18 protein-coding genes are annotated in these 21997 nt (G+C 46.1%); 7 read left to right on the forward strand and 11 right to left on the reverse strand.

The window, feature by feature from the left end; translation table 11 throughout:
* Window positions 1-110 precede the first annotated feature (110 nt).
* The 7 genes from J2T20_RS02995 to cidR form a co-directional block, all read right to left on the reverse strand.
* Window positions 111-2012, reverse strand: coding sequence for an ABC transporter ATP-binding protein (locus tag J2T20_RS02995; RefSeq protein WP_307585424.1), 1902 nt, complete (start codon window positions 2010-2012; stop codon window positions 111-113).
* Window positions 2009-3769 carry an ABC transporter ATP-binding protein gene (locus J2T20_RS03000; RefSeq protein ID WP_307585427.1) on the reverse strand — a complete coding sequence of 587 codons (1761 nt, stop codon included), beginning with the start codon at window positions 3767-3769 and terminating at the stop codon, window positions 2009-2011. Before J2T20_RS03000 ends, J2T20_RS02995 begins: the two co-directional genes overlap by 4 nt.
* Window positions 3762-4091, reverse strand: a complete 330-nt coding sequence (locus tag J2T20_RS03005) for a MarR family winged helix-turn-helix transcriptional regulator (RefSeq protein WP_373457745.1) — start codon at window positions 4089-4091, stop codon at window positions 3762-3764. The genes J2T20_RS03000 and J2T20_RS03005 overlap by 8 nt, the downstream gene beginning before the upstream one ends.
* Before the next feature lie 355 nt (window positions 4092-4446).
* Window positions 4447-4572 (reverse strand): hypothetical protein, encoded by a 126-nt coding sequence (locus J2T20_RS03010; protein WP_307585429.1) that lies wholly within the window; start codon window positions 4570-4572, stop codon window positions 4447-4449.
* The gene (locus J2T20_RS03015; protein ID WP_307585431.1) at window positions 4526-5932 is read right to left on the reverse strand and encodes a DNA-binding protein; all 1407 of its coding nucleotides are present in this window, start codon (window positions 5930-5932) and stop codon (window positions 4526-4528) included. Before J2T20_RS03015 ends, J2T20_RS03010 begins: the two co-directional genes overlap by 47 nt.
* Window positions 5933-6070: 138 nt before the next feature.
* A complete protein-coding gene (locus J2T20_RS03020; RefSeq protein WP_307585433.1) occupies window positions 6071-6307 on the reverse strand; it encodes an aspartyl-phosphate phosphatase Spo0E family protein in 237 nt (78 codons plus the stop codon).
* 117 nt (window positions 6308-6424) lie between these two features.
* Entirely contained in the window at window positions 6425-7309 is an 885-nt protein-coding gene (gene cidR / locus J2T20_RS03025) for a cidABC operon transcriptional activator CidR (protein WP_307585435.1), read from the reverse strand.
* A 118-nt stretch (window positions 7310-7427) separates the two neighbouring features.
* Between cidR and J2T20_RS03030 the strand changes: the two genes are divergently transcribed.
* Together J2T20_RS03030 and J2T20_RS03035 are read left to right on the forward strand one after the other, a co-directional pair.
* A complete protein-coding gene (locus J2T20_RS03030) occupies window positions 7428-7799 on the forward strand; it encodes a CidA/LrgA family holin-like protein (protein ID WP_307585437.1) in 372 nt (123 codons plus the stop codon).
* Complete coding sequence (locus J2T20_RS03035) at window positions 7796-8479, forward strand: CidB/LrgB family autolysis modulator (protein WP_307585439.1); 684 nt, start codon at window positions 7796-7798, stop codon at window positions 8477-8479. Before J2T20_RS03030 ends, J2T20_RS03035 begins: the two co-directional genes overlap by 4 nt.
* 63 nt (window positions 8480-8542) lie before the next feature.
* Here the strand turns inward: J2T20_RS03035 and J2T20_RS03040 are convergent, their stop codons facing one another.
* Both J2T20_RS03040 and J2T20_RS03045 read right to left on the reverse strand, forming a co-directional pair.
* Window positions 8543-9511 carry a Gfo/Idh/MocA family protein gene (locus J2T20_RS03040; protein ID WP_307585441.1) on the reverse strand — a complete coding sequence of 323 codons (969 nt, stop codon included), beginning with the start codon at window positions 9509-9511 and terminating at the stop codon, window positions 8543-8545.
* Window positions 9512-9566: 55 nt separating this feature from the next.
* Window positions 9567-11876, reverse strand: coding sequence for a helicase C-terminal domain-containing protein (locus tag J2T20_RS03045; RefSeq protein WP_307585443.1), 2310 nt, complete (start codon window positions 11874-11876; stop codon window positions 9567-9569).
* A gap of 195 nt (window positions 11877-12071) precedes the next feature.
* Here J2T20_RS03045 and J2T20_RS03050 point away from each other — a divergent pair, with 195 nt between their 5' ends.
* Entirely contained in the window at window positions 12072-13922 is a 1851-nt protein-coding gene (locus J2T20_RS03050; protein WP_307585445.1) for an LTA synthase family protein, read from the forward strand.
* 70 nt (window positions 13923-13992) lie between these two features.
* Here J2T20_RS03050 and J2T20_RS03055 read toward each other — a convergent pair whose 3' ends face one another.
* Window positions 13993-14424 (reverse strand): MarR family winged helix-turn-helix transcriptional regulator, encoded by a 432-nt coding sequence (locus J2T20_RS03055; protein ID WP_307585447.1) that lies wholly within the window; start codon window positions 14422-14424, stop codon window positions 13993-13995.
* Window positions 14425-14701: 277 nt separating this feature from the next.
* Between J2T20_RS03055 and J2T20_RS03060 the strand changes: the two genes are divergently transcribed.
* The 4 genes from J2T20_RS03060 to J2T20_RS03075 all read left to right on the forward strand — a co-directional run bounded on the left by J2T20_RS03060 (window position 14702) and on the right by J2T20_RS03075 (window position 19835).
* A complete protein-coding gene (locus J2T20_RS03060) occupies window positions 14702-16396 on the forward strand; it encodes a methyl-accepting chemotaxis protein (protein WP_307585449.1) in 1695 nt (564 codons plus the stop codon).
* 746 nt (window positions 16397-17142) lie between these two features.
* On the forward strand, window positions 17143-17637 hold the full coding sequence (locus tag J2T20_RS03065) for a hypothetical protein (RefSeq protein WP_307585451.1): 495 nt from the start codon (window positions 17143-17145) through the stop codon (window positions 17635-17637).
* A gap of 76 nt (window positions 17638-17713) precedes the next feature.
* A complete protein-coding gene (locus J2T20_RS03070) occupies window positions 17714-19189 on the forward strand; it encodes a protein adenylyltransferase SelO (RefSeq protein WP_307585779.1) in 1476 nt (491 codons plus the stop codon).
* Between the two features lie 151 nt (window positions 19190-19340).
* A complete protein-coding gene (locus J2T20_RS03075) occupies window positions 19341-19835 on the forward strand; it encodes a hypothetical protein (RefSeq protein ID WP_307585453.1) in 495 nt (164 codons plus the stop codon).
* Between the two features lie 141 nt (window positions 19836-19976).
* Here the strand turns inward: J2T20_RS03075 and J2T20_RS03080 are convergent, their stop codons facing one another.
* The gene (locus J2T20_RS03080; protein WP_307585455.1) at window positions 19977-21989 is read right to left on the reverse strand and encodes a putative bifunctional diguanylate cyclase/phosphodiesterase; all 2013 of its coding nucleotides are present in this window, start codon (window positions 21987-21989) and stop codon (window positions 19977-19979) included.
* Window positions 21990-21997 lie beyond the last annotated feature (8 nt).

A 21997-nucleotide genomic window follows, 5' to 3' on the forward strand; every position in this document is an offset into this window, starting at 1 on the left:
CTAAAAACCTGCCTGATCCAGAAAAACCCCCTCTCTTCAACTAGGCTTAGCACCGTTGAAAAGAGGGGGGATTTAAGTGATATTAAAGCAATAGGAGATTACATTAAAGATTATCCTACCTCAGAAAAGTCTTCCTCCGAGAACTGACTGTTGTAAAGATCGGCATAGAATCCACCTTGTTCAAGCAAATCTTCGTGGGTACCTTTCTCTATTACGCTGCCTTGATTCATGACCAAGATCATGTCTGCATCACGTATAGTGGAGAGACGGTGAGCGATAACGAAGCTGGTTCTGCCCTTCATCAGGCTATTCATCGCCTTTTGAATCTGCACCTCGGTCCGTGTGTCCACACTGCTGGTTGCTTCATCAAGAATTAGTATAGACGGGTCAGCCAGAATTGCCCGGGCAATCGTAATTAATTGCTTTTGACCTTGTGAAATATTGGAGGCCTCTTCATTTAGCACGGTGTCATAACCTAGCGGCAATGTCCGGATGAAGTGATCCGCATGGGCTGCCTTAGCGGCACGAACCACGTCAGCTTCCGTTGACCCTTCACGTCCGTAAGCAATATTATCACGGATTGTGCCGTTGAAGAGCCATGTATCCTGCAGCACCATCCCAAATTTACTGCGCAGCTCACTGCGTTTCATTTCGGTGATGTTGACTCCGTCAATTACAATTTCCCCGCCATTGATCTCATAAAAGCGCATCAGGAGGTTAATCAGGGTTGTTTTGCCGGCACCGGTTGGGCCTACAATGGCTATGGTCTGCCCCGGCTGAACATCAATATTCATATCTTCTATAAGAATCGCATCTTCTTTGTAGCCAAACTTCACATGACGGAACTCAACAGCGCCTTCTCCAGCACCCTCTTTTGGCTTCGCCAGCAGAGTAGACACTTCCGCAACTTCCTCTTCTTCATCTAGCAACTCGAATACACGTTCTGCCGATGCGATGGTGGACTGAATAATGTTAGCGATGTTAGCCGTTTGTGTAATAGGCATCGTGAACTGACGCGAATACTGAATGAAGGCCTGGATATCTCCGACTTCAATCACTTTCTTAGTCACAAAGATACCCCCAACCACACAGACAAGCACATAACCCAAGTTGCCGATAAACATCATCAGCGGCATAATCATACCGGACATGAATTGAGCCCGCCAGCCGGAGTCATAAAGCTTTTCATTTATATCATTGAAATCATTAAGCGATTGCTTCTCACGTCCGAATGCCTTGATAATGCGGTGTCCGGTATACATCTCCTCTACGTGGCCGTTCAACTGTCCGAGGGACTTCTGCTGACCAATAAAGTAGGACTGCGACCGCTTGCTGATACCTATGATAACGACAAAACTCAGCGGTAAAGTAATTACAGTAATCAAGGTTAACCAAGGACTGATGGTCAACATCATGATAATGACACCGATAATGGTGACAATTGCTGTGATCAGCTGGGTTAAACTCTGCTGCAGCGTCGTGCTGATATTATCAACATCATTGGTCGCACGGCTGAGAATTTCACCATGTGTACGGGAATCAAAATATTTCAGCGGCAACCGTTCAAGCTTACCATTGATTTCCTCACGCATATCAAATACAACTTTCTGCGCTACACCGGCCATAATATACTGCTGCACGTAGCTGAAAAGAGCACTGAACAAATAGAGGCCGACTAAGATAAGCAAGATGTTATTAATATATCCAAAGTCAATGGAAGCTCCTTCAACACCCATCATCATACCGTAGGCACCTTCAAATAGCTTGGTAGTCGCCTTACCCATGACTTTAGGGCTGAAGATACTAAATACTGTACTGGCAATAGCCATAATAAAAACTAGCACTAGCTGAACCTGACGCGGGCGTAAATAGCGGACCAACCGGCGGAGTGTGCCTTTGAAATCCTTGGCTTTCTGAACAGGCATCATCATTCCAGGAGGGCCGGCACCTGGACCTCTATGCCGGGGCGGTTCGGCATCAGGACGTTTGTACTCTTTATTAACTTCACTCATGCTATTTCCTCCTCTGACAACTGCGAGGATACGATCTCGCGGTACACTTCATTATTCTTCAGGAGCTCTCGGTGATTCCCCATTCCGACGATTTCACCGTCATCAATAACAATGATTCGGTCTGCATCCATAACTGTACTAACCCGTTGGGCCACGATCAGCACAGTGCTTTCTGTGGTTTCACCCTTAAGGGCGGCCCGCAACTTGGCATCGGTCTTGAAATCAAGCGCCGAGAAGCTGTCATCGAACAAATATACTTCCGGTTTTCTAACGAGCGCGCGGGCTATAGACAAGCGTTGCTTCTGGCCGCCGGAGACGTTATTCCCGCCTTGAGCAATCTCCGAGTCAAAGCCTTCCTTCATCGCAGACACGAAATCGAAAGCTTGAGCCACTTTCGCGGCATGCAGAATTTCTTCTTCCGTTGCATCCTCTTTCCCGTAGCGGATATTCTCACTAATCATGCCGGTGAACAACACAGCCTTCTGCGGGATATATCCTATCTTGTTCCGCAACTCTTCTTGCGTCATATCGCGTACATCCACTCCGTCTACACGTACAGAACCCTCATTCACATCATAAAACCTTGGAATTAAGCTAAGCAGAGTGGATTTACCGGACCCCGTACCGCCAATAATCGCAGTAACTTCACCCGGACGAGCACTGAAGCTGATTCCTGAAAGAGCAGGCTCCTCTGCACCAGGATAGGAAAAGGACACGTTGTCAAATTCCACAAAGCCGTGCATACCATCCCGACCGTCCTTATGGGTAGCGGTAGCGGTATTTTGCAGCTCGCTTTGGGTAGGATCTATAATTTCAGGCTGCATATCCAACACTTCATTGATACGGATAGCAGAAGCAGAGGCACGCGGAATAAGTACAAACATCATAGAAACCATAATTAGGGAGAACATAATCTGCATAGCATATTGAATGAAAGCCATCAAGGAACCCACCCGAAGATTTCCCTCGTCAATCCGTATTCCACCGAAATAAAGAATGGCAATCATAGAGAAATTCATTACAAGCATCATAAGAGGCATAAGGCCAGCCATAATTTTATTTACTTTAATAGCTGTATCCGTCAAGTCACGGTTAGCTTCACTAAACCGTTTATTCTCATGTCCAATCCGATTGAAGGAACGAATAACACGGATACCGGTCAAATGCTCGCGCAGCACCAAATTTAATTTGTCCAGCTTGATCTGAATGGCTTTGAACAACGGCAAGCCCTTCATACCGATGAAGAAGATCGCACCGACCAGGACAGGTATTACGACCACAAAGATCAGGGATAGCTTGGCATCCTCGGATACCGCCATAATAATACCGCCAATCATCATCATTGGAGCCCCTATCATCATACGAAGCATCATGGTAAGCACCGTTTGCACCTGCGTGATATCATTTGTCGTCCGTGTGATCAAGGACGCTGTGCCCAGCTTGTCGAATTCATGCAGGGTAAAATTCTCTACATGATTGAACATTCGCGACCGGGTGTTTTTACCAAACCCCGCTGCGACTTTAGCGGATAAATAGCTGGCAATCACAGAGCACAATGCTCCCCCGCCGGCCACCAGCAGCATAAATCCACCAATTCTCCAAATTAAGCTGCGGTCTCCTTGTACAATCCCTTCGTCGACAATGTCGGACATTAATGTGGGAAGGTATAAGTCGCCCATTGACTGTAAGAATACAAGAATCAATACCGCCGTAATAGCGAGCTTAAAGGGCTTCAATTGTTTGAATAATTTAATCAAGCTTCTCATCTCCGTTCATTTGTAACCGATCTAAATCTGGCGGCGGATTCTCTTGAGCAAATTGATGCATCTTCAGCAGCAAATCCGCCAGCTGGTTGCTCTCTTCTTCACCCAGATATTCAACCAGTTTTTTTAATGAGGTGTCCCTATAGGCCTTCGCTCTGAGGGTAACAGCCTTTCCCTGCTCTGACAAAAGAACACGAACAACCCTGCGGTCCGCAGGATCAGCTTGCCTTACCACCATATTCTTGGCCTCTAGACTATTTATCAGTTGAGTCACTGTAGGAGGTGTAAGACCTAGATAACGGCTGACTTCTGACACCTTTGGTCCCTCTTTCTTGAAATGCATATGTCTTGCAATACTTAACATCAAAGTCATCTCACTCGGCTTGTTTCCCTCCATGGATTGCTGCCATTGCGCTTTATGCAATGTGCGGAGGGCCATCATCAGCTTATGAGCGACTGTATTTTCATCATTTATCCCAATCTCTCTCACCTCTATATTAGTTAGGTTAACAAATTATTAAATACTATATTAATTAGGCTACCTAATTATATTTTCGCTGCAGGGCTTTGTCAATAAATAAAAAAACTCCCGCCTATCGGCAGGAGAACACAGTAAGACTATGTAGATTTGTATGATAGCTTGTCCAAATCTTACTGATGATGTTCACAGCTCACCCGTGCCCTACTCCATGCTCCATAGGTGTAACCACTCCGCCAATATCTGTGGAGATCGACCCCAATACAATAAAGCTAAACAATGCCAAAACGGCGGTCATCGTCAACAGCATTTTTTTCATTCATTCTCACCTCCTTCATGAGGTTATGAAATTCATTTAACTGCTTAGCGGAAGCTTGATCTCTATTCATTTCTAGTAGTGTTATACATTGCAATAGCCCTTTTCCGTTATTCATAGCCATACTGATCTTTATACATTGTATAACATAATCGATTCCCTTCTCATATTTCTCCTTATTTATAAAATACATCGCCAACTGGTAGTTCAGTCTGAACCTTCGATCCACATTAATCGGATCCTCGAAACGTTCAAATCTTAGCATTTCCCGCGAGAAGCGTGACAATATACCCTCCACTGAATTGCCATACCGGTTAGCCGAGTCCATAATCGTGATCAGTCCAGGTAAAATTTCATTGGGATGCGCATTAAGAAAATCAATATAGCGGGGTAATATGCCAACATTGCCTGACAACAGTTCTAACGTGTACGTATTGGCCTCTGCGAACCGTCTGAAGTTATCCACTTCATCCCGGTCCGGCTCATCATCAAGCAGCTCGAACCAGCTTAGATCCGCATAACCAGCTGTATATTTCTTGGCATCTTCATAGTTTCCCTGTTTTGTTAGGGCTACCGCCTTGAGCAGATAGCCGTGTCCATAATAAAAGACCAGCGGCTTTAATAGGTCAAGCTGTTCAGTGCGTTTGCCATTTCTACGTTTGCTCAATTCTTCACGATAAATTCCATGGGCCAGCGCTCTTAGTTCATCTGCATACTTCTCTACGTCTTTCCATTTGTGCAGGGTGAAGCTAACATTTGCCAATTTGAGCAGGCCATCCAGAGCCATATTCTCCACAAGACGGCCCCGAAACGGTTCAAAGGTAATCACTGCCCGCAGTTGTTCCTCTATGTCAACGACACTCCCAAGAGACGTAAAAATACGATATTGGCTAATAGCCAAACGATCGGAATAGTTGTCTGACTCATTCTCCGTTACAATGGTGTAGAAGGTCACAGATTCCTTAACCCGGCCTTGTTTCAATAATTTCTCGGCCACATTGAATATAAGTTCAAGTGGCTTGGGATATTCAAGGATTCTATTTAAAATTTCGTCAATACATTGTGTTTTGCCCATCTCAGCACAACGTATAAGGAAAGGCTCCACCCGTCGACGCGACACCTTGTTCTCACTAAAACACTCTTCTATGTATAAAGTATAAAACCAACCCTTTGGAAAACCGAAGGCTTTGGTGAGTGAATCTAGCTGACCCAAGGATATAGGCTTAGGGGGATTGCCGTGTAAAATAGCGCTAAGACTGCCCCGGTTAAGTCCGGAAAGCTTTGCAAACGAAGCGAGATTATGACCAGAATGGGACAGGTGCTTCTCAATCTCTGATCGTATAGTTGTCATATTAGCTTTCACCCGTACCCCCTCCGCTGTCATAGATGACTTGAATATATTTACATAATTATAGGTCAACTTGAAGGAAAGCACAACAAAAAGAGGAAGCCACTTCAGCCCCTCTCTAATCTTATCTATTTTATAATGATATATTCACAGCTACACCGTAAGAGAGGTACCGGATTTCCGGGAGCGAAGACCTTCCATCATCTTGTTCTGTGCCATTAATATATATCGATCCAGACGTTCACTTAGTGCCAATACTGTGCTGTCGCTGAGACTACGCTGCTGCGCCACCTCAAGTAATTCGCATCTAAGAGTTTCTATCGTCATAAATAGCTCATCTTCTCTGAAATCATTGGGATATTCATCAGGGTAAGAATTTTGGATGAGCACTATGTTCACCTTCTCTCTATCACCTTCTATGCTATTATCATAATGGATGATACCAAAAAACATAATTTGCAAAAAAAGAAAAAAATGTCGAAGTTTCAAAATAAATAGTTAAAAAAATTACTCCTCCAGAAGTCCCCGGGCAAAATCGATCCATTCGCGGGCCGCAAAGGAAAGATAACGGTCCCTCCGCCAGATCATTCCCACCTGCCAAGGAATAGCCGGGACAGTCAAGGGGATGATAGCAATCCGCGAACGATCCATATCACGGCAGATGGTCTCCGGAAGAAGCGCAATTCCTAGACCCGCAGCCACCATACGGCTGATTAGATCCCACTGTGAGCTTTCATAGACTACCTTCGGCTGGAAGCCCGCTTTTACACATTCAGTAATAATCCGGTCATGTAATGTGAAATCCTCCCGGAATAGAACGAACTCCTCCGCAGCCAGATCACTTATTGAAACCGATTCCGTTCCAGCCAACCTATGGTTTACAGGTACAAGTAGCTGCAGCTTTTCTTCGTTAAAGGAAAAGTAATGAAACCGGGCACTATTCACCGGAAGTACAACTACACCTACATCAAGCAATCCTGTCTCGACATCATTCTCTACTTTTTTGGCTCCATCTTCGTGCAGCCGGATCGTAACCTCCGGATACTTTTTATGGAACTGCCCGATTACAGCCGGGAAAAAGCTTGCCCCTACCATGGGCGGCAGCCCTATCCTGATATGACCCTTCTTCAGATCCCTTAGACTATCCAGCTCGGAGGACAGACTGTGGAAAGACTCTACAGTATTTTGCGCCTTCGTTAACAGAATTTCTCCGGCATCCGTCAGTCGGATGCTTTTCCCCTCGCGGTAGAATAGATCCGCCCCGAGCTCCACCTCCAGATTGTGGATCATCTTACTAATGGTTGGCTGGGTTATAAATAAGGACTCTGCTGCTTTGGAAAAACTCTTGAGCCTAGCTACTTGTACAAAATACTCTAATTGGCGAATATCCACCGACTCTACCTCACTTCTCCATCCATAGACAAAAGGAATGTCATTTATTCTTTCTATTCATTTTACCTATGAAAACAATTGATGTAAACTTTCATTATCATGAAAGGGGCGGAGCCTTATGAAGAAAATAGCCAAAGGATTATTGCAAGTAACGGGGTTGACCGCATTCTCTCTCCTGATAAATGCGATAACGTCAGTGTTGCATTTGCCTATACCTGGAAGTATTTTCGGCATGGTAGTGCTATTTATTCTACTGGAGCTTGGAGTAGTACAGCTTAACTGGGTTGATATCGGAGCCTCCTGGTTGCTGGCCGAGCTATTGCTTTTCTTCATTCCTTCGGCAATCGGCGTCATGAAATATACTTCACTGCTCGAAGCTGACGGCCTGCGCCTGCTCGCCTTAGTTCTTGTAGGCACCTTTGCTGTGATGTCCAGCTCCGGGCTGCTTACAGGTGCAATTTATAAAGCAAGGGAGCGTAGGTCCTCATGATAATCGGCCTATTACTGCTCATTCTTACTGTCGGAATCTACCTGATCTCGAAACGGGTATATGTTCTAAGCTCCAAAATGTATGTCTCTCCACTGATCATCACTCCGTTGCTTATTATTAGCTTCCTGTTGATCACGGGGATCTCATACGACTCTTACAATGCGGGAGGCCAATGGCTAACCCAGCTGCTGCAACCGGCAACTGTGGCCTTTGCAATCCCTTTGCATAAAAACTTCAAGGTGCTCAAAAAGCACGCCGCCGAAATTGCGGCAGGCGTGCTCTCGGGTTCGGTAATTGCGGTGGTGTCCTCGGTGTTCCTAGCCAAATGGCTGCATCTCAGCAGTGATTTGACAACTAGTCTGGTACCTCGCTCTGTAACTACACCGATAGCTATGAGTATTTCGCAAAGTATCGGCGGCGTGCCGAATATTACGGCCGTCTTCGTAATTCTGACCGGAATCCTGGGCACACTGATGGGGCCGACTGTTCTGCGCCTCTTCCGCATTGACAATGAAATTGCCCGCGGTGTTTCGCTTGGAACCGCTGCGCATGGGACGGGCACCTCTAAAGCCTTTGAGCTGAGTTCATTGACCGGAACCATCTCCAGTATCGCGATGATCTTGACGGCATTGTTCACGTTAGGCGTGACGCCGGGCTTGCTTGCGGTTTTCCTCCACTAATCGGCCGCCCCAGCTTGGGCCGCAGACACGTCCTTCAGTTTTACTGAGGAGGCGTGTCTTTTTTTATAATTTTACTGGAAGCCCCGATTCCGCAGAATCATAAGCTGCACAAGTCACCTTCAAGGTCTTATAACCGTCCTCGTAATCGCAAAGGATTCGCGAGCGGTCTCCGGTGCGAACTGCGTGCAGGAAAGCTTCACTTTCTTTAAGGTAAGGATCACCGGAATTTGCATGCTCGGTACTGTCTCCACTCCGCACCTCCAGCAGCCGCTCCGGATTCCAATCCAGCAGGCCGCGGTCATTATAAAAACTAAGACCTACGCGGCTTACTTCTCCCGGCAGCACACATGTATTGGAAATATTAGCTACGATGCCGCTTTCAAGCTTTAGCGAAACCGTACCTACATCCGATACACTTACATTGTCATGCTGCTCATGTACAACCCGGTTGCCAAACATTCCGTACACCTCGGTTACTTCGCCGCCCAGATACCGCAGCAAGTCCACAATATGTGTAGTCTGCTCTGTAAATTGCCCGCCGGATTGCTCTTGATTACGCCACCAGGCTACACCTGGCATGCTGCCCATCCATTGTCCTACGATCATACCTACTTTATCTTCGCGCAAAAGCTCCTTCAGCCGGGTAATATTATCCTGATAACGGAAATGGTAACCCACCGAGGTTAATAATTGACGCTCTTTGATATCCTCAAGCAGACTCGCCGGAATTACCGTACTTGCGCCCAGCGGTTTTTCTATAAAAAAGGGAATACCCCTACGAATAATGGATCGTTCAATGGCTCCATGGGAATGTGGAGGAACACAAATATACACAGCATCCAGATTCTCTGCATCCAGCATTTCGGTCGTATCCCCATACCCTGCTGCACCATATGGGTTGGCCATTTCCTCCCCTTTTTCTTTACTGCTGCCGCATACAGCCTGCACTTGCACATCATCCATAGCTGCCAGTAAATCCGCGTGTACTTTAGAGAACCAACCTGTACCGATAATTCCAACCTTAAGTGTCATAGGTTTAACCTCCCGTGAATCTCTAATGAATTGACTTTTCATTTAATATACGTTGTTATTTGATGACCCGGTAGTTTCTCCATTCCTCCGGCAGCAGCATCAGGTAAGGACTCTGCAAAAAACGGTCATCTGCCAGCATAATGACTCCCGTATCCTGTTCGGTGCGAATCAGCCGGCCTCCGGCCTGCAATACTTTACACATACCCGGGTAGACATAGGCATAATCAAAACCATTTTTCCCCTGATTATTGAAATACTGCCGAAGCAGATTACGTTCCAGTCCGAGCTGGGGTAATCCGACACCTACCACCATCACTCCGTTCAATCGATCACCCGGCAAATCCACTCCCTCTGAAAAGATTCCCCCAAGCACAGCAAAGCCAAGCAGAGTTTCCTCATTGCCCGCCTGGAAAGCCGCAAGGAAGGCCTCTCTTTCTTGTTCACTCATCCCCGTACCCTGAACAAGAGTTGTTATTCTAGGATAACTCTCCCTGAAGACTTCATACACATCCCGCAAGTACAAATATGAGGGGAAAAATACGAGGTAGTTCCCTTTCACAGATACCATGTCATTCAGTGCTTCTGCGAGAGGAACTAAGGACTTATCCCGGTCATGATACCGCGTAGAAAGGGGAAGCACCGAGACCGTCCATTGCTCCCTTTGAAAGGGTGAAGGCACGATCAGACTGTAATCATCCTCTTTGGCTCCGATCATATCTCTGTAATAGGACAATGGTGAAAGTGTGGCTGAGAACAGGATTTGGCTGCGGAACCCCTTAGCCGTCTGCTGCAGAAGATAGGAAGGATCTAGATTGAAAAGCTTCAGATATACCTCGCTGCGCTGGACCTCGGCATAGGTAAGGTATCGCTCATCGTAGGTTTTGAAGGTCCGCAGCATGGCTTGTACCGCAAAATAAGTATCCAGCAAGCTCTCTTCACCCTCATCTGCTGTCTGAGAGGTTATCACAATAGAAGGTACTATAAGCTCCCGCTCTGCCTCCTCTGCAAAAGCCTCCAATAGGAAAGGCAGCTCTTCGGGATAGGTGATCCATTGGCCTTGGCCTTCCTCATTACAGCTTTTACGGAGCGCTATAAAAAAGCTGTTAACATTTTTTGCGGCCATACTGAGTCCATGGTTTACACCCTTGAAAGATCGCTGCAATCCTAGAAACGGAGCTTTGCGGAGTGACGCCGAGAACATCTCCCGCCCCCGGTCCACCAGATTATGAGCCTCATCAACAAGCAGCACCGTCTCGTTCTTGCTCTCTTCCACCAGCCGCTTCAGGCTGATCCTTGGATCGTAAATATAGTTATAATCACAGATTATGGCATCACAGGCATAAGCCGCATCCAGCGACAGCTCAAAGGGACAGACCGTATGCTTTCGTGCATACCGGGCTACAATATCCCGCGTCATCAGGGTCTCATGCTCCAACAGATCGATCAACGTTTCGTTAATCCGATCATAATAACCATCTGCAAATGGACAGTATTCCTTCGTGCAGAGTCCTTCCTCGCGGAAACACGCCTTATCTTTAGCGGTAATCGAAATGGCATGAAGATGCATTCCTTGTGAAACCAAAAGGGCAATAGCTTCTTCTGCTGCTATTCGGGTAACTGTCTTTGCTGTTAAATAGAAAAGAACCCGTGCCCGCCCTTCCCCCATCGCCTTGATGACCGGAAATAAAGTAGACATCGTCTTCCCAATTCCGGTTGGAGCCTGAGCGAACAAATTCACACCTTCTGAGACAGATTTATACACGGCCCCTGCAAAAAGCCGCTGCCCCTCCCGATAGGCCGGAAAGGGGAAGTTCAGCATGCGGACACTGTTCTCCTTATGTTGATTATGTTGAAGCAGCAGCTCCGCATACCGCGCATATCGGGATACCGTATCTATTGCAAAAATATTCAGTTCCTCCAGAGTCAAAGTCCTATTCAGACTTATCTGCACTTCACTTCCGCTTTGCACATAAGTCAATCTCACCTCTATCGAGGAGAGGCCTTGTTCTGTCGATACCATATAAGCATACATAAGCGCTTGGGCCCAATGTACGGTGCGACCCTCACCCAACCTGTCGAGCGGCTCTGAGGTTGACTTAATTTCCTCAACTATAAGCTGTCCTGTATCCGAAATTAACAGGCCGTCACAACGTCCATCCACTATGAATAACAGCTCACCATAAGGAATTTCCGCCTTCAAGTAAACTTCCTTTCGGTCGCCTTCCTTATACTGCTTCTGTATCTTTTGATGAATCCGGGTACCCTCTGCCATGGAGGCGGCAGTGTGGAAGCCGGATTCAATACTGCCGCTGCGGAACGAATATTCCACAAGCGCTCTGACCGAGATCATAACTGGGTAATTCATGCCCTATTCTCCCTCCGCCGAACATTGTATAATTTTAAATACGCTATGATTCGTATTAGCCCTTTTAACTTCACTGATTTTGACATTCGAGGGATGGCGCTTCATAATAAATTTTATTACCATGGAATTTCCATGCTTTGCGCTGCTAATGAAGTCTAAAACCAGCGTTTCATCATGTAGAAAGAAGGCGAGGCCGTGTCATTCATTAACGGTAAACGTTGGATCGTGAAACCCTTTATATTTTTCACTCTAATTTTTGTTCTAAAAAGCTTTTTGGCCTGGGGTGTCATTTTCGGGGATATGCTCCCGTGGAAATCATTACTTACAGAGATTCCTTTCGTATGGGCGCTGTTCTGCATCATTGAACGATTCTCCTCCAAACGGAAGCTCGGGTATTACATGACGGTTAATTTGCTGGTAACTGCGATATTCTTCGCCGCCATTATGTATTTCAAATATTATGGGGTCATCGTCACCTACCATGCTCTAGAGCAGGTAAATCAGGTAACCGCAGTTCGAAACAGCGTATTCTCGCTTATGGATCCTTATTATTTACTCATCTTCTTGGATATTATTGTGTTGGGCTATTATTTTTTACGTAATAAGAAGGGCCGGGATTTGAAGAGAAAGATTAACCAGCAAGGCCGGAAAGGTATTGTTTCTGTGGTATTCATTATCTCACTGGGGCTGTGTCTCTTCAATATACTTCCTAATCAGGCCAGTATGAATGAAATTAAAAAAGCGCAGGAAATGGGTATTTTGAGTTATGAAGCTTATACTATTTTCGCGAATGAAAAAACAGACATCGTAAAATCAAGTGATATTACCCAGGAAGCAATCAATAAACTAAAGGGCATAAGCCCTACAGTGAAGCCGGAGCTGCAAAGTGCAGCTAAAGGTAAAAACCTCATTATTATTCAATTAGAGTCCTTCCAAAGTTTCTTGCTTGGGCTAAAATTAGACGGACAGGAAGTAACACCGAATCTTAACCATCTTATGGAGGATAGTCTATATTTCCCTAACTTCTATCAAATGGTTGGTCAGGGGAATACCTCCGATGCCGAGTTCGTAGTGAATACTTCCTTCTATATTCCTCCCCGCGGAGCTGCGACTATGGCCTATGTGGACAAAGAACTGCCAAGCTTGCCGCGACTGCTGAAGGAGAACGGTTATCAGACCGCAACATTCCATACGAATGATGTCGAGTTCTGGAACCGGGGTGAGCTGTACAGTTCATTAGGTTGGGATCATTATTATGATCATAAGTTTTTCGGGGATGAAGATGTCTTTTTCTTCGGAGCCTCTGATGATGTTCTCTATCACAAAACATCTGATAAGCTCAAGGAGATGAGCACGCAAGGACAGCCCTTCTATGCTCAGGTCATTTCCATGTCAGCCCACCATCCATTCACGATTCCGGAAGAAAAATACCGGATGAAGCTGCCGGAGCGTTACGAGGGAACCTTTGTTGGCGATTATATTCGCTCACAAAATTATGCAGATGAAGCATTCGGCCAATTTGTTGAGGAATTGAAAGCGAACGGTATTTGGGATAACAGCGTGATCATGATTTATGGAGATCACATGGGCTTGCCCATCTACTCGCTCGATCATGATGACAAAGAGTTGATGAGTGAAATTTACGGCTATGAATACAGCTACGCCCACATGACCAATATTCCGCTCCTTATTCATGGCGGAGGGAATACGGGACCGCAGATTCTGGAACAAGTTGGCGGAGAAATCGATATTTTGCCTACTGCCGCCGGACTGTTGGGCGTTTCCCTGGAGAACTACTTGCATTTCGGTCAAAATCTATTAACCGAGACTTATAATATTCTACCGGAAAGATATTATCTGCCCTCTGGTTCCTTTATCGGCACCTCGGGCTTAATGATCCCCGGCAACAGCTTCGAGGATAACACTCAATATCCTCTTGCCGCTGGAGGTAAGAAGCCTGCGGCAACGGAGGATGAGTATAACCGGGCATTAAGACTGCTGCAGCTATCTGATAGCTATGTCACCCAACTGCCTGACAAACGATAAATACCTGAAGAAGGCCATGCACCCAGTTGGGGCATGGCCTTCTTTTTTTATTATAACCTCTTGCAGCTTTCTAAGGTTCTTGATTGACTATCTTTTCGAAGTACTCGGCAAACCTTCTCAGTTCATCCGGCTCTAGAATAGATAAATATTGACCAAGCAGCATCTCGGAGCGACGTTTCCCCTCCGTTTGAATGCGTTGACCTTTGTCAGTAATCTTAACTACAACGGCCCTTCGATCATTCTCGTCCGTTTCACGGCTGATCAGGCCCAGTATTTCCATCCGATCCAGCATAACCGTAACTGCACTCGATTTGACATCCATCTTATCTGCCAGCTGTATAACCCGTGATTTCTTTTCCTTGGCAATCATATTAAGAAGAGAATATTGAGGAAAGGTGAGGCCCAGCTCTTTCTGAGTATTCATCTCGCATATAATCTTCCGTTGAACTCTCCACATGGATAATCCTATACTCTCGACCAGCGGATCCATTTGTTGCGACATCCTGTTCAGCTCCCGGTTGCAAGTTATATTCTAAGCGTACCATCTTACAACATAAGGTTTCAATCTTTGAGTTATACTAGCCCTCCACAATTTATATATACATTCCACGAGCATTTGCCTTATACTTTGAAAATATCAGTCACTCTTACAGAAAAGAGCATAATCCGACACAAAAACACAACAATGATGCTAATGCTCTCTTTACACTGATACGCTATAATCGTAGCAGTGATATAAGATTCACTGAAAACAAAATATCGAGGCTGGTGGATAAAGAATGAAGTTGGCAACTAAATTAACATGGATGATGCTTATTGTTTTACTGCTTGTGGGTTCATCCATAGGGTTCTTCGGATACCGGACCGCTCATAATCAGGTTGATGAGGCTGCCGGAATTGAATTGGTAGGATGCGCCAATATCACTACAGGCCTTATTGATCCAATGGATATCGCCGCTCTGGCAGCGGGTGATAACAGCAAGCTCAAAGCCATTGAAGATCGGATCAGCTGGATTATAAAGCACAAACCAATCTTCAAGGAAGCTTTCATCCTGTCCCTGGATGGAAAGGTTCTAGCCGCCGACAGTAGCTTCCAGAAGAGAGGCTATAAGGCTGGAGATTCCTTCTATTTCAGCGAAGAAGACAAGAAAATGATCACAACCATGAAGCACTCCACATACTCCGAGATATATACATATGAAGGTATTTCTCTCAAAACAGGCTACGGACCCATATATCAGGACCACGATCCCACTAAACCTATTGTTGCTTTAATGGCTATTAATTTCGACGGACCCCTGATTCAGGAACGGACCATGGATATTATTATTCAGCCCTTTATTATAGGGTCTACTATTCTAATTATCGCTATTCTGATCGCATATCTGTTGATCCGCCGTATGGTTAGTCCACTATCGAAGCTGTCTACATCCGTTAATCTCGTTGCCAAAGGCGATCTTACTCATGATCCGATTCTATTTAGCAGCAAGGACGAGATCGGTACGCTTGCACGTGACTTTAATGATATGACATTAAGTCTGCGAAGACTCATTTCGGAAGTGAATGATACCTCCTTACAAGTAGCCTCATCGTCACAGGAGCTATCTGCTAGTGCCCAGGAAACGAACCGGGCAGGCGAGCATAGCGTCAATATTACCATTGAATTGGCCGAGGGATCACAAACCCAATTGCAAGATTTAGAGGGCAGCTACCAGGCATTACAAGACATGTCGCGCTTTATTGTGGAAATCGCCGGAAATGCTGACAAAGCAATGAATAACGCCGTCAGCAACGCAGAAAAAGCACGAACAGGCCGGGAGGCTATCGATTCCAGCACAGGCCAAATGTTGGTTGTGAATGAGAGCATCATGCATCTGTCGGGCATTATAGAGTCCCTATCCAGCCATTCCAAGGAGATTGAGAGTATTGTAGGTACGATTGCCAGTATTGCCGAAGAGACTAACCTCCTCTCCCTGAACGCTGCCATTGAAGCTGCACGCGCCGGCGAAGAAGGTCGCGGTTTCGCTGTTGTTGCAAACTCTGTACGAAAGCTGGCAGAACGCTCTGCCAAGTCAGCCGGTCAAATCGGTGAATTGGTAGGCTTGATTGTGAGCCAGATGGATAAAGCCGGAGAAAACATGAAGCGTTCCACCCATGAGATGGGCCAAGGCAAAGAGATGATTGTGTCCGCAGGACATTCCTTCTCCGAAATTGAAAATTCCGTATCTGAAATGGCTGCTCAAAGCCAGCAGATATCCACAACGGTCCGCGAGCTGGCCACGATTTCTGATGGGCTTGTCCAATCTATTCAGAACATCGTGAACATTTCCAATCAAACCGCGGCTGGAGCAGAGAGCCTGTCGGCATCCTCACAAGAGCAGCTTGCAGCGATGGAAGAAGTAGAGGCTTCATCCGCATTCCTATCCTCCATGGCGGACAAGCTCCAGCTCCTGGTAGACCAGTTCAAAGTGTAAGGAATCTGATGATAGTAACGAAAGAAAGACTGTCCCTTAGTCATGAAGATGGCTGGGACGGTCTTTCTTTTTTGAGTAGGATCAGCGTGGGCGTTGGTGAGGACGCTCCGCGAACGGAACGTTGCTCCAATCGCTGTTGTCTCCAGATTTTATTTATTTTCCTTAGCGGTAAAAATCCGGAGACAGCTTATGCTTTCGAAGCTAGTTTTCCTTCGGAAAACTTTCGGGCGAACGCTGCCGCTTTTCCACAATCAGTCCGTCCTCTCCGCTGATTAAGTGGGAAAAGTTTCTACAGATCTTTCTACAACCACAAAAAGAAACCGCCCTTTAAAATGGAGTTACCACATAACCATTTCAAAGGAGAGGTTTTTTTATATTCCATATACCATGGACCAACTTTGCTTGCCCAATGGCTCTAACTTGACATACTATTTAGCTGGTTTTGTTCGCTGTATGGTCTTGCACACCTGCTGCTCTCTACTGAGTATTCGATACCGCTCGCTCCCTAACACACTAATCTCAACAGGATGCGATTCCTCTACAATCGAACTCTCGGGATACTATGCGACTGTGGAGACGTTATTGCATTGGAATGGCGTTAGAACTGAGGTGTTTTTAGTAATTAAGAGCACCTGAGTCCGCAAGCCTTCGTTATAGCGCCGATTTGGTGAATAACGGATTCTGAGTCCGCATAAGTGTAACTTTACACTTTTTGCATCGTATTGATTTCAAAGGGAGGCGAGTGTATGAATCTATACTTTCGGGATAAGTTTTTTAGTACCGGTATTACGGAGATTCTCAACGAAAAGGAAGAAGACGTCGGTCATGTCGATTTGAAGAGTGCCTTCAGTTCTTCGATCGATGTGTATGGGCAGAACGGCCATCTGCTGTACAAAGGAAGTTTTCCATTTTTTTCGGGTAAATGGGAGGTTGCCAATGTCGACGGAGATCAGATAGGTGTGTTAAGAAGCAGACTTTCGTTTTTTACCAAGAAATTTACTTATGAGACCCATGGGCGAGGTGAATACGAGATTACTTCTCCTGCGTTTTCGAAGGAATATGAGATAGCCGATGAATCCGGAGTACTTGTTGCCCAATTTGAACGAATAAACAACTGGTTTTCTTCAGGCGCCTTTCATCTGAACAATAAAAGCGGATTTTTGGATACTTACGAGCTTGTTGCCGTAATCATGGGCATGCATGCGATTCAGAAAAGCCAGCAAGCTACGGTAAACGGCTGATTCGTTTAGAGGGTATAATAAATAGGTAGGTGCAAACACTAAAAGCGCTCTTTGTTTGATAAAGGAGGAGAGACCAATTACAGAGAAAACGGAGACCCTAGCAACAGGATGGAATCTCGATAACAGCTATGCTCGTCTGCCGCAATCGATGTTTACAAAGCAGGACCCTACTTCTGTACGATCGCCTAAGTTAATCATTCTTAATGATCCGTTGGCAACCTCCCTGGGGTTGAACGTCCAATCGCTGAAAAGCAGTAATGGCGTAGCGGTTTTCGCTGGCAATGAGGTACCCGAAGGTACTTCCCCTCTTGCTCAAGCTTATGCTGGGCATCAATTCGGGCATTTCACCATGTTAGGGGATGGCCGGGCTGTGCTGCTTGGGGAACAGATCACTCCCGCAGAAGAGCGGTTTGATATTCAGCTTAAGGGTTCAGGAAGAACGCCCTACTCCCGGGGAGGAGACGGCCGGGCTGCACTTGGGCCGATGCTGCGAGAATATATTATCAGCGAAGCCATGCATGCCCTTGGTATTGCTACCACCCGCAGTTTAGCGGTGGTAGCAACCGGTGAACCCGTCATCCGCGACACCGAACAACCCGGTGCAATTCTGACCCGGGTAGCTACCAGTCACCTTCGGGTCGGCACCTTTCAATACGCTTCGAAATGGGGCACTGCCGAGGATCTTCAAGCCCTGGCCGATTACACATTGCAAAGGCATTTTCCAGAAATTGATGCTGAGGAGAATCGCTATCTTCGCCTTCTTCAGGAAGTTATCAAGCGTCAGGCCGTGCTAATTGCCAAATGGCAGCTTGTTGGTTTCATTCACGGGGTGATGAACACCGATAACATGGCTCTTAGCGGAGAAACCATTGACTACGGTCCTTGCGCATTCATGGATGCCTATGACCCGGCAACGGTATTCAGCTCCATTGACATTCACGGACGCTACGCCTATGGTAATCAGCCCCAGATTGCCGCTTGGAATCTTGCCAGATTCGCTGAAACCCTATTGCCGCTGCTGCATGACGACGAGGATCAGGCCGTTCAGCTGGCTGAGGACGCGCTCTCGGATTTTGGTGAGCAGTTTAACCGTAATTGGCTTACGGGAATGAGAGCTAAGCTGGGATTGTTTGATGAAGAGCCGCAAGATGAATCCCTCATTGAGAGCCTGCTCCAAATGATGCAGAAGCATCGTGCGGATTACACCAACACCTTCCGCGCATTTACTTTTGATAAGCTTGAGGATACGGTTTTGTCTGGTACCCCTGAATTTTCGCAGTGGCTGGAGCTGTGGCAGGCGAGACTGGGCAGGCAGCAGGAGCCGCAAGCCTCTTCGCACCAATTGATGCGCAGCAGTAATCCCGCGCTGATTCCTCGAAACCACCGGGTTGAAGAAGCCCTAGCTTCCGCGGTGAACCAAGGAGACTACAACGTGATGGAGCGGCTTCTGGATGCACTTTCGAGCCCCTACGAGCACTTACCTGAACAAGCAGAGTACTGCACACTGCCTGAATCGTCAGCCCGTCCTTACCGTACTTTTTGCGGTACCTGATCCCAATGCAATAGGACCACTCATTAATCGCCAAGAAAGGCAGCCCGTATTTATAGGTTGCCTTTCTTGGCGCTGTTGGTAGAATTATGAAACTTCAAATATTTCAATCAGTATACTGGTTAGGAGTTTTTATCAAATGGGGGGTCTAATAATGAGGCGTTTATATTATGGGATTCTGATTAGTTTATTTGCCTTAATTTTTGTGGGATGCGGCCGCCAGGTCGCTGGTGATGAGAAAATTGCCAGACAATACGTGGAGGAGCAAGGTTATGATGTGGATTTCCAACTAGGTGAAGTTTACAGCTACACTTTGGATAAGAGCAAGCTTTTCGGATCTACGGAATCGCTGCCCTTTCAACAGGCATGGGGCGTTCAACAGGCAGAGCCTGATTTATATTTTGGAAAAAAAGTAATCATATATGGCTTCACTGTTTCTGATCATCCTTTGGATGAGATATATCACGCAAAGACCAATGTATATGTAATGCTCTCCGAGGGTAAAGTTATTGGCGGATACTCTTTTCCCGATGTGGAAGGCATGGCTGGAAGTTATTATTCAGTGGACGGTAAAACATTGGAGGAAGTCACTGGATTGAGTTATTCAGAATGGAGCGAAAAATGGGGAAAGAAATATGGTGACTCCTAACGATGCGGCATTATTCAGGTGATTTTTCCAGACTAAAAAGACCGCTCTGTAGTAAATATGGGAGCTCCCTCCCACTTTTACAACAAGCGATCTATGTATACTCAAGAAATCCACAGCTTATAATCATGTGTTGTTCATGCTTTAGACGGCTTTTTTATCCAAAAACCACTGTCCTAATTCATTCACCGGCATGGGCTTACCATAGTAGTATCCCTGCATGACCGTGCAGCCCAGTGACTGCAGCAGTTCAATCTGCTCTGTCGTCTCTACACCTTCAGCGATAACCTCCATGTTAAGGTTAGCCGCAATCGCAATAATATTACTGATAATGGCCTTCTTGGAGTGCATCTTGCTTTTGCGGATAAATACCTGATCGATCTTGAGCGTATTGATCGGTATTTCATCTAAGCTGCCTAAGGATGAGAACCCGGTACCGAAATCGTCTAGTGACACCCTTACTCCGAGCTTCCTCAGTTTGGACAGCAGCACTACGGTCTCTTCCATATTGTTCATGGCAATCGATTCTGTAATCTCCAGCTCCAGAAAATGAGGGGCAAGACCCGAACGAGTCAAGGCCTCTTCAACAATGTCATATAGGCTTTCACCTTCGAACATACGTGCCGACATATTGATTGATACTGCAACAGTCGCAACCTCTTCCTTGTGCCAAAGCATATTCTGACTGCAGACTTCATGCAGCATCCAATACGTAATGGGTACAATAAGACCCGTCTCTTCTGCAATCGGGATAAATTCTACCGGAGAGATAATACCGTGCTCCGGATGTCTCCAGCGCAGCAGTGATTCAAGGCCGACCGTGACATTTGTGAGCGAATCCCATTTGGGTTGATACACCACCATGAACTCTGATCGGGCCAGTGCTTTACGCAAATCCTTCTCCAGGGACATCCGACGCACCTGGTAGCGATTCATCTCTAGGTCAAACACACTGAATTTGTTCTTTCCGGAATCCTTAGAGGTATATAATGCGGTATCCGCAGCCTTCATTAGTGCAGAACGATCTGTTCCGTGAACAGGAGTTAAGCTAATCCCCACACTAGCGGTAACATACAGCTCATTACCCTCAATAGTGTATGGTTTCTTGACCTCCTGTAAAACACCTTGGGCACTTTCTCCTGCCTCTTCTAAAGTACAGTGAGGAAGAGCGATCAAAAATTCATCGCCACCCAGCCTGAATACCTTCCCATTCTCACCGATATACCTCTCAAGCCTGCCAGCAACCTCCTGCAGCAGCATATCACCGATATCATGACCCAAAGTATCATTGATTGACTTAAAGCGGTCCAGGTCAATAAAAAACACCGCACCGGAAGTCCCTCTGAAAAAATCACTCTCAAAATACCTCTCCAAGCCGTGACGGTTCGGCAGTTCTGTCAACGGATCATGATAGGCCATGCGTTCAAGCACATGTCGATCCAAAAATACGGCTCCACCGGAAATCGTGAACATAAACAGTGTTACGAGAGAAACCCCCGTCAGTAAAACCACATCCGTCTGCATCAGGAATGGCTTGGTGCTCAGCCATACATCATACTCAAAGTGACTGGCACTTATGCTGGTGTAATGCATACCCGTTATTGCAATACCTATGCAAAGTGCAGAAAAGAGCTTCCATCTGCTGAAGGCTCGATCGTCCTTGAACCTTGTAAATAAATAAATCCCCATGTAGGAAGATAATACTGCGATCATGAACGAAAGTGTCTGTGTAAGTAAGCTATAATGAATGGTTGCCTCAATCTCCATAGAGGACATACCTATGTAGTGCATTCCGGAAATGCCGGCTCCGAGTAAAATAGAACTCATAATAAGCTGCCATTGTTTAGGATAAGGTGAAAAAGAAAGCCGGAGCGCCAAGTAACAGGCAAGCATTCCAACCAGCATAGACAAAAAGGCCATACCCGGATGATAACCGACTTGAAAGGGCATACGGCTCGCCAAAATACCGACAAAATGCATGGCCCAAATACCGCTGCCCAACACACATGATCCTGATAAAAGCCATAGACTCCGAATTCTGCCCATCGAATGGGATACTTGCGAAATCAGATTAATAGCCGAATAAGCCGCTGTTACCGCTAATACGAATGATAAGAGAACAATCCAATTATTATAGTGGATTCCCATTTGATCCATCTGTCAAC

It is taken from the genome of Paenibacillus wynnii (assembly GCF_030812855.1).
Classification (GTDB): Bacteria; Bacillota; Bacilli; order Paenibacillales; family Paenibacillaceae; genus Paenibacillus_AQ; species Paenibacillus_AQ wynnii_A.

Bases quoted from the DNA above. Each gene is read 5' to 3' on its own strand.
- J2T20_RS02995 (WP_307585424.1), bottom strand. From the start codon at position 2,012: ATGAGTGAAGTTAATAAAGAGTACAAACGTCCTGATGCCGAACCGCCC.
- J2T20_RS03010 (WP_307585429.1), bottom strand. From the start codon at position 4,572: ATGAAAAAAATGCTGTTGACGATGACCGCCGTTTTGGCATTGTTTAGC.
- J2T20_RS03030 (WP_307585437.1), top strand. From the start codon at position 7,428: ATGAAGAAAATAGCCAAAGGATTATTGCAAGTAACGGGGTTGACCGCA.
- J2T20_RS03035 (WP_307585439.1), top strand. From the start codon at position 7,796: ATGATAATCGGCCTATTACTGCTCATTCTTACTGTCGGAATCTACCTG.
- J2T20_RS03040 (WP_307585441.1), bottom strand. From the start codon at position 9,511: ATGACACTTAAGGTTGGAATTATCGGTACAGGTTGGTTCTCTAAAGTA.
- J2T20_RS03045 (WP_307585443.1), bottom strand. From the start codon at position 11,876: ATGAATTACCCAGTTATGATCTCGGTCAGAGCGCTTGTGGAATATTCG.
- J2T20_RS03055 (WP_307585447.1), bottom strand. From the start codon at position 14,424: ATGTCGCAACAAATGGATCCGCTGGTCGAGAGTATAGGATTATCCATG.
- J2T20_RS03060 (WP_307585449.1), top strand. From the start codon at position 14,702: ATGAAGTTGGCAACTAAATTAACATGGATGATGCTTATTGTTTTACTG.
- J2T20_RS03065 (WP_307585451.1), top strand. From the start codon at position 17,143: ATGAATCTATACTTTCGGGATAAGTTTTTTAGTACCGGTATTACGGAG.
- J2T20_RS03075 (WP_307585453.1), top strand. From the start codon at position 19,341: ATGAGGCGTTTATATTATGGGATTCTGATTAGTTTATTTGCCTTAATT.
- J2T20_RS03080 (WP_307585455.1), bottom strand. From the start codon at position 21,989: ATGGATCAAATGGGAATCCACTATAATAATTGGATTGTTCTCTTATCA.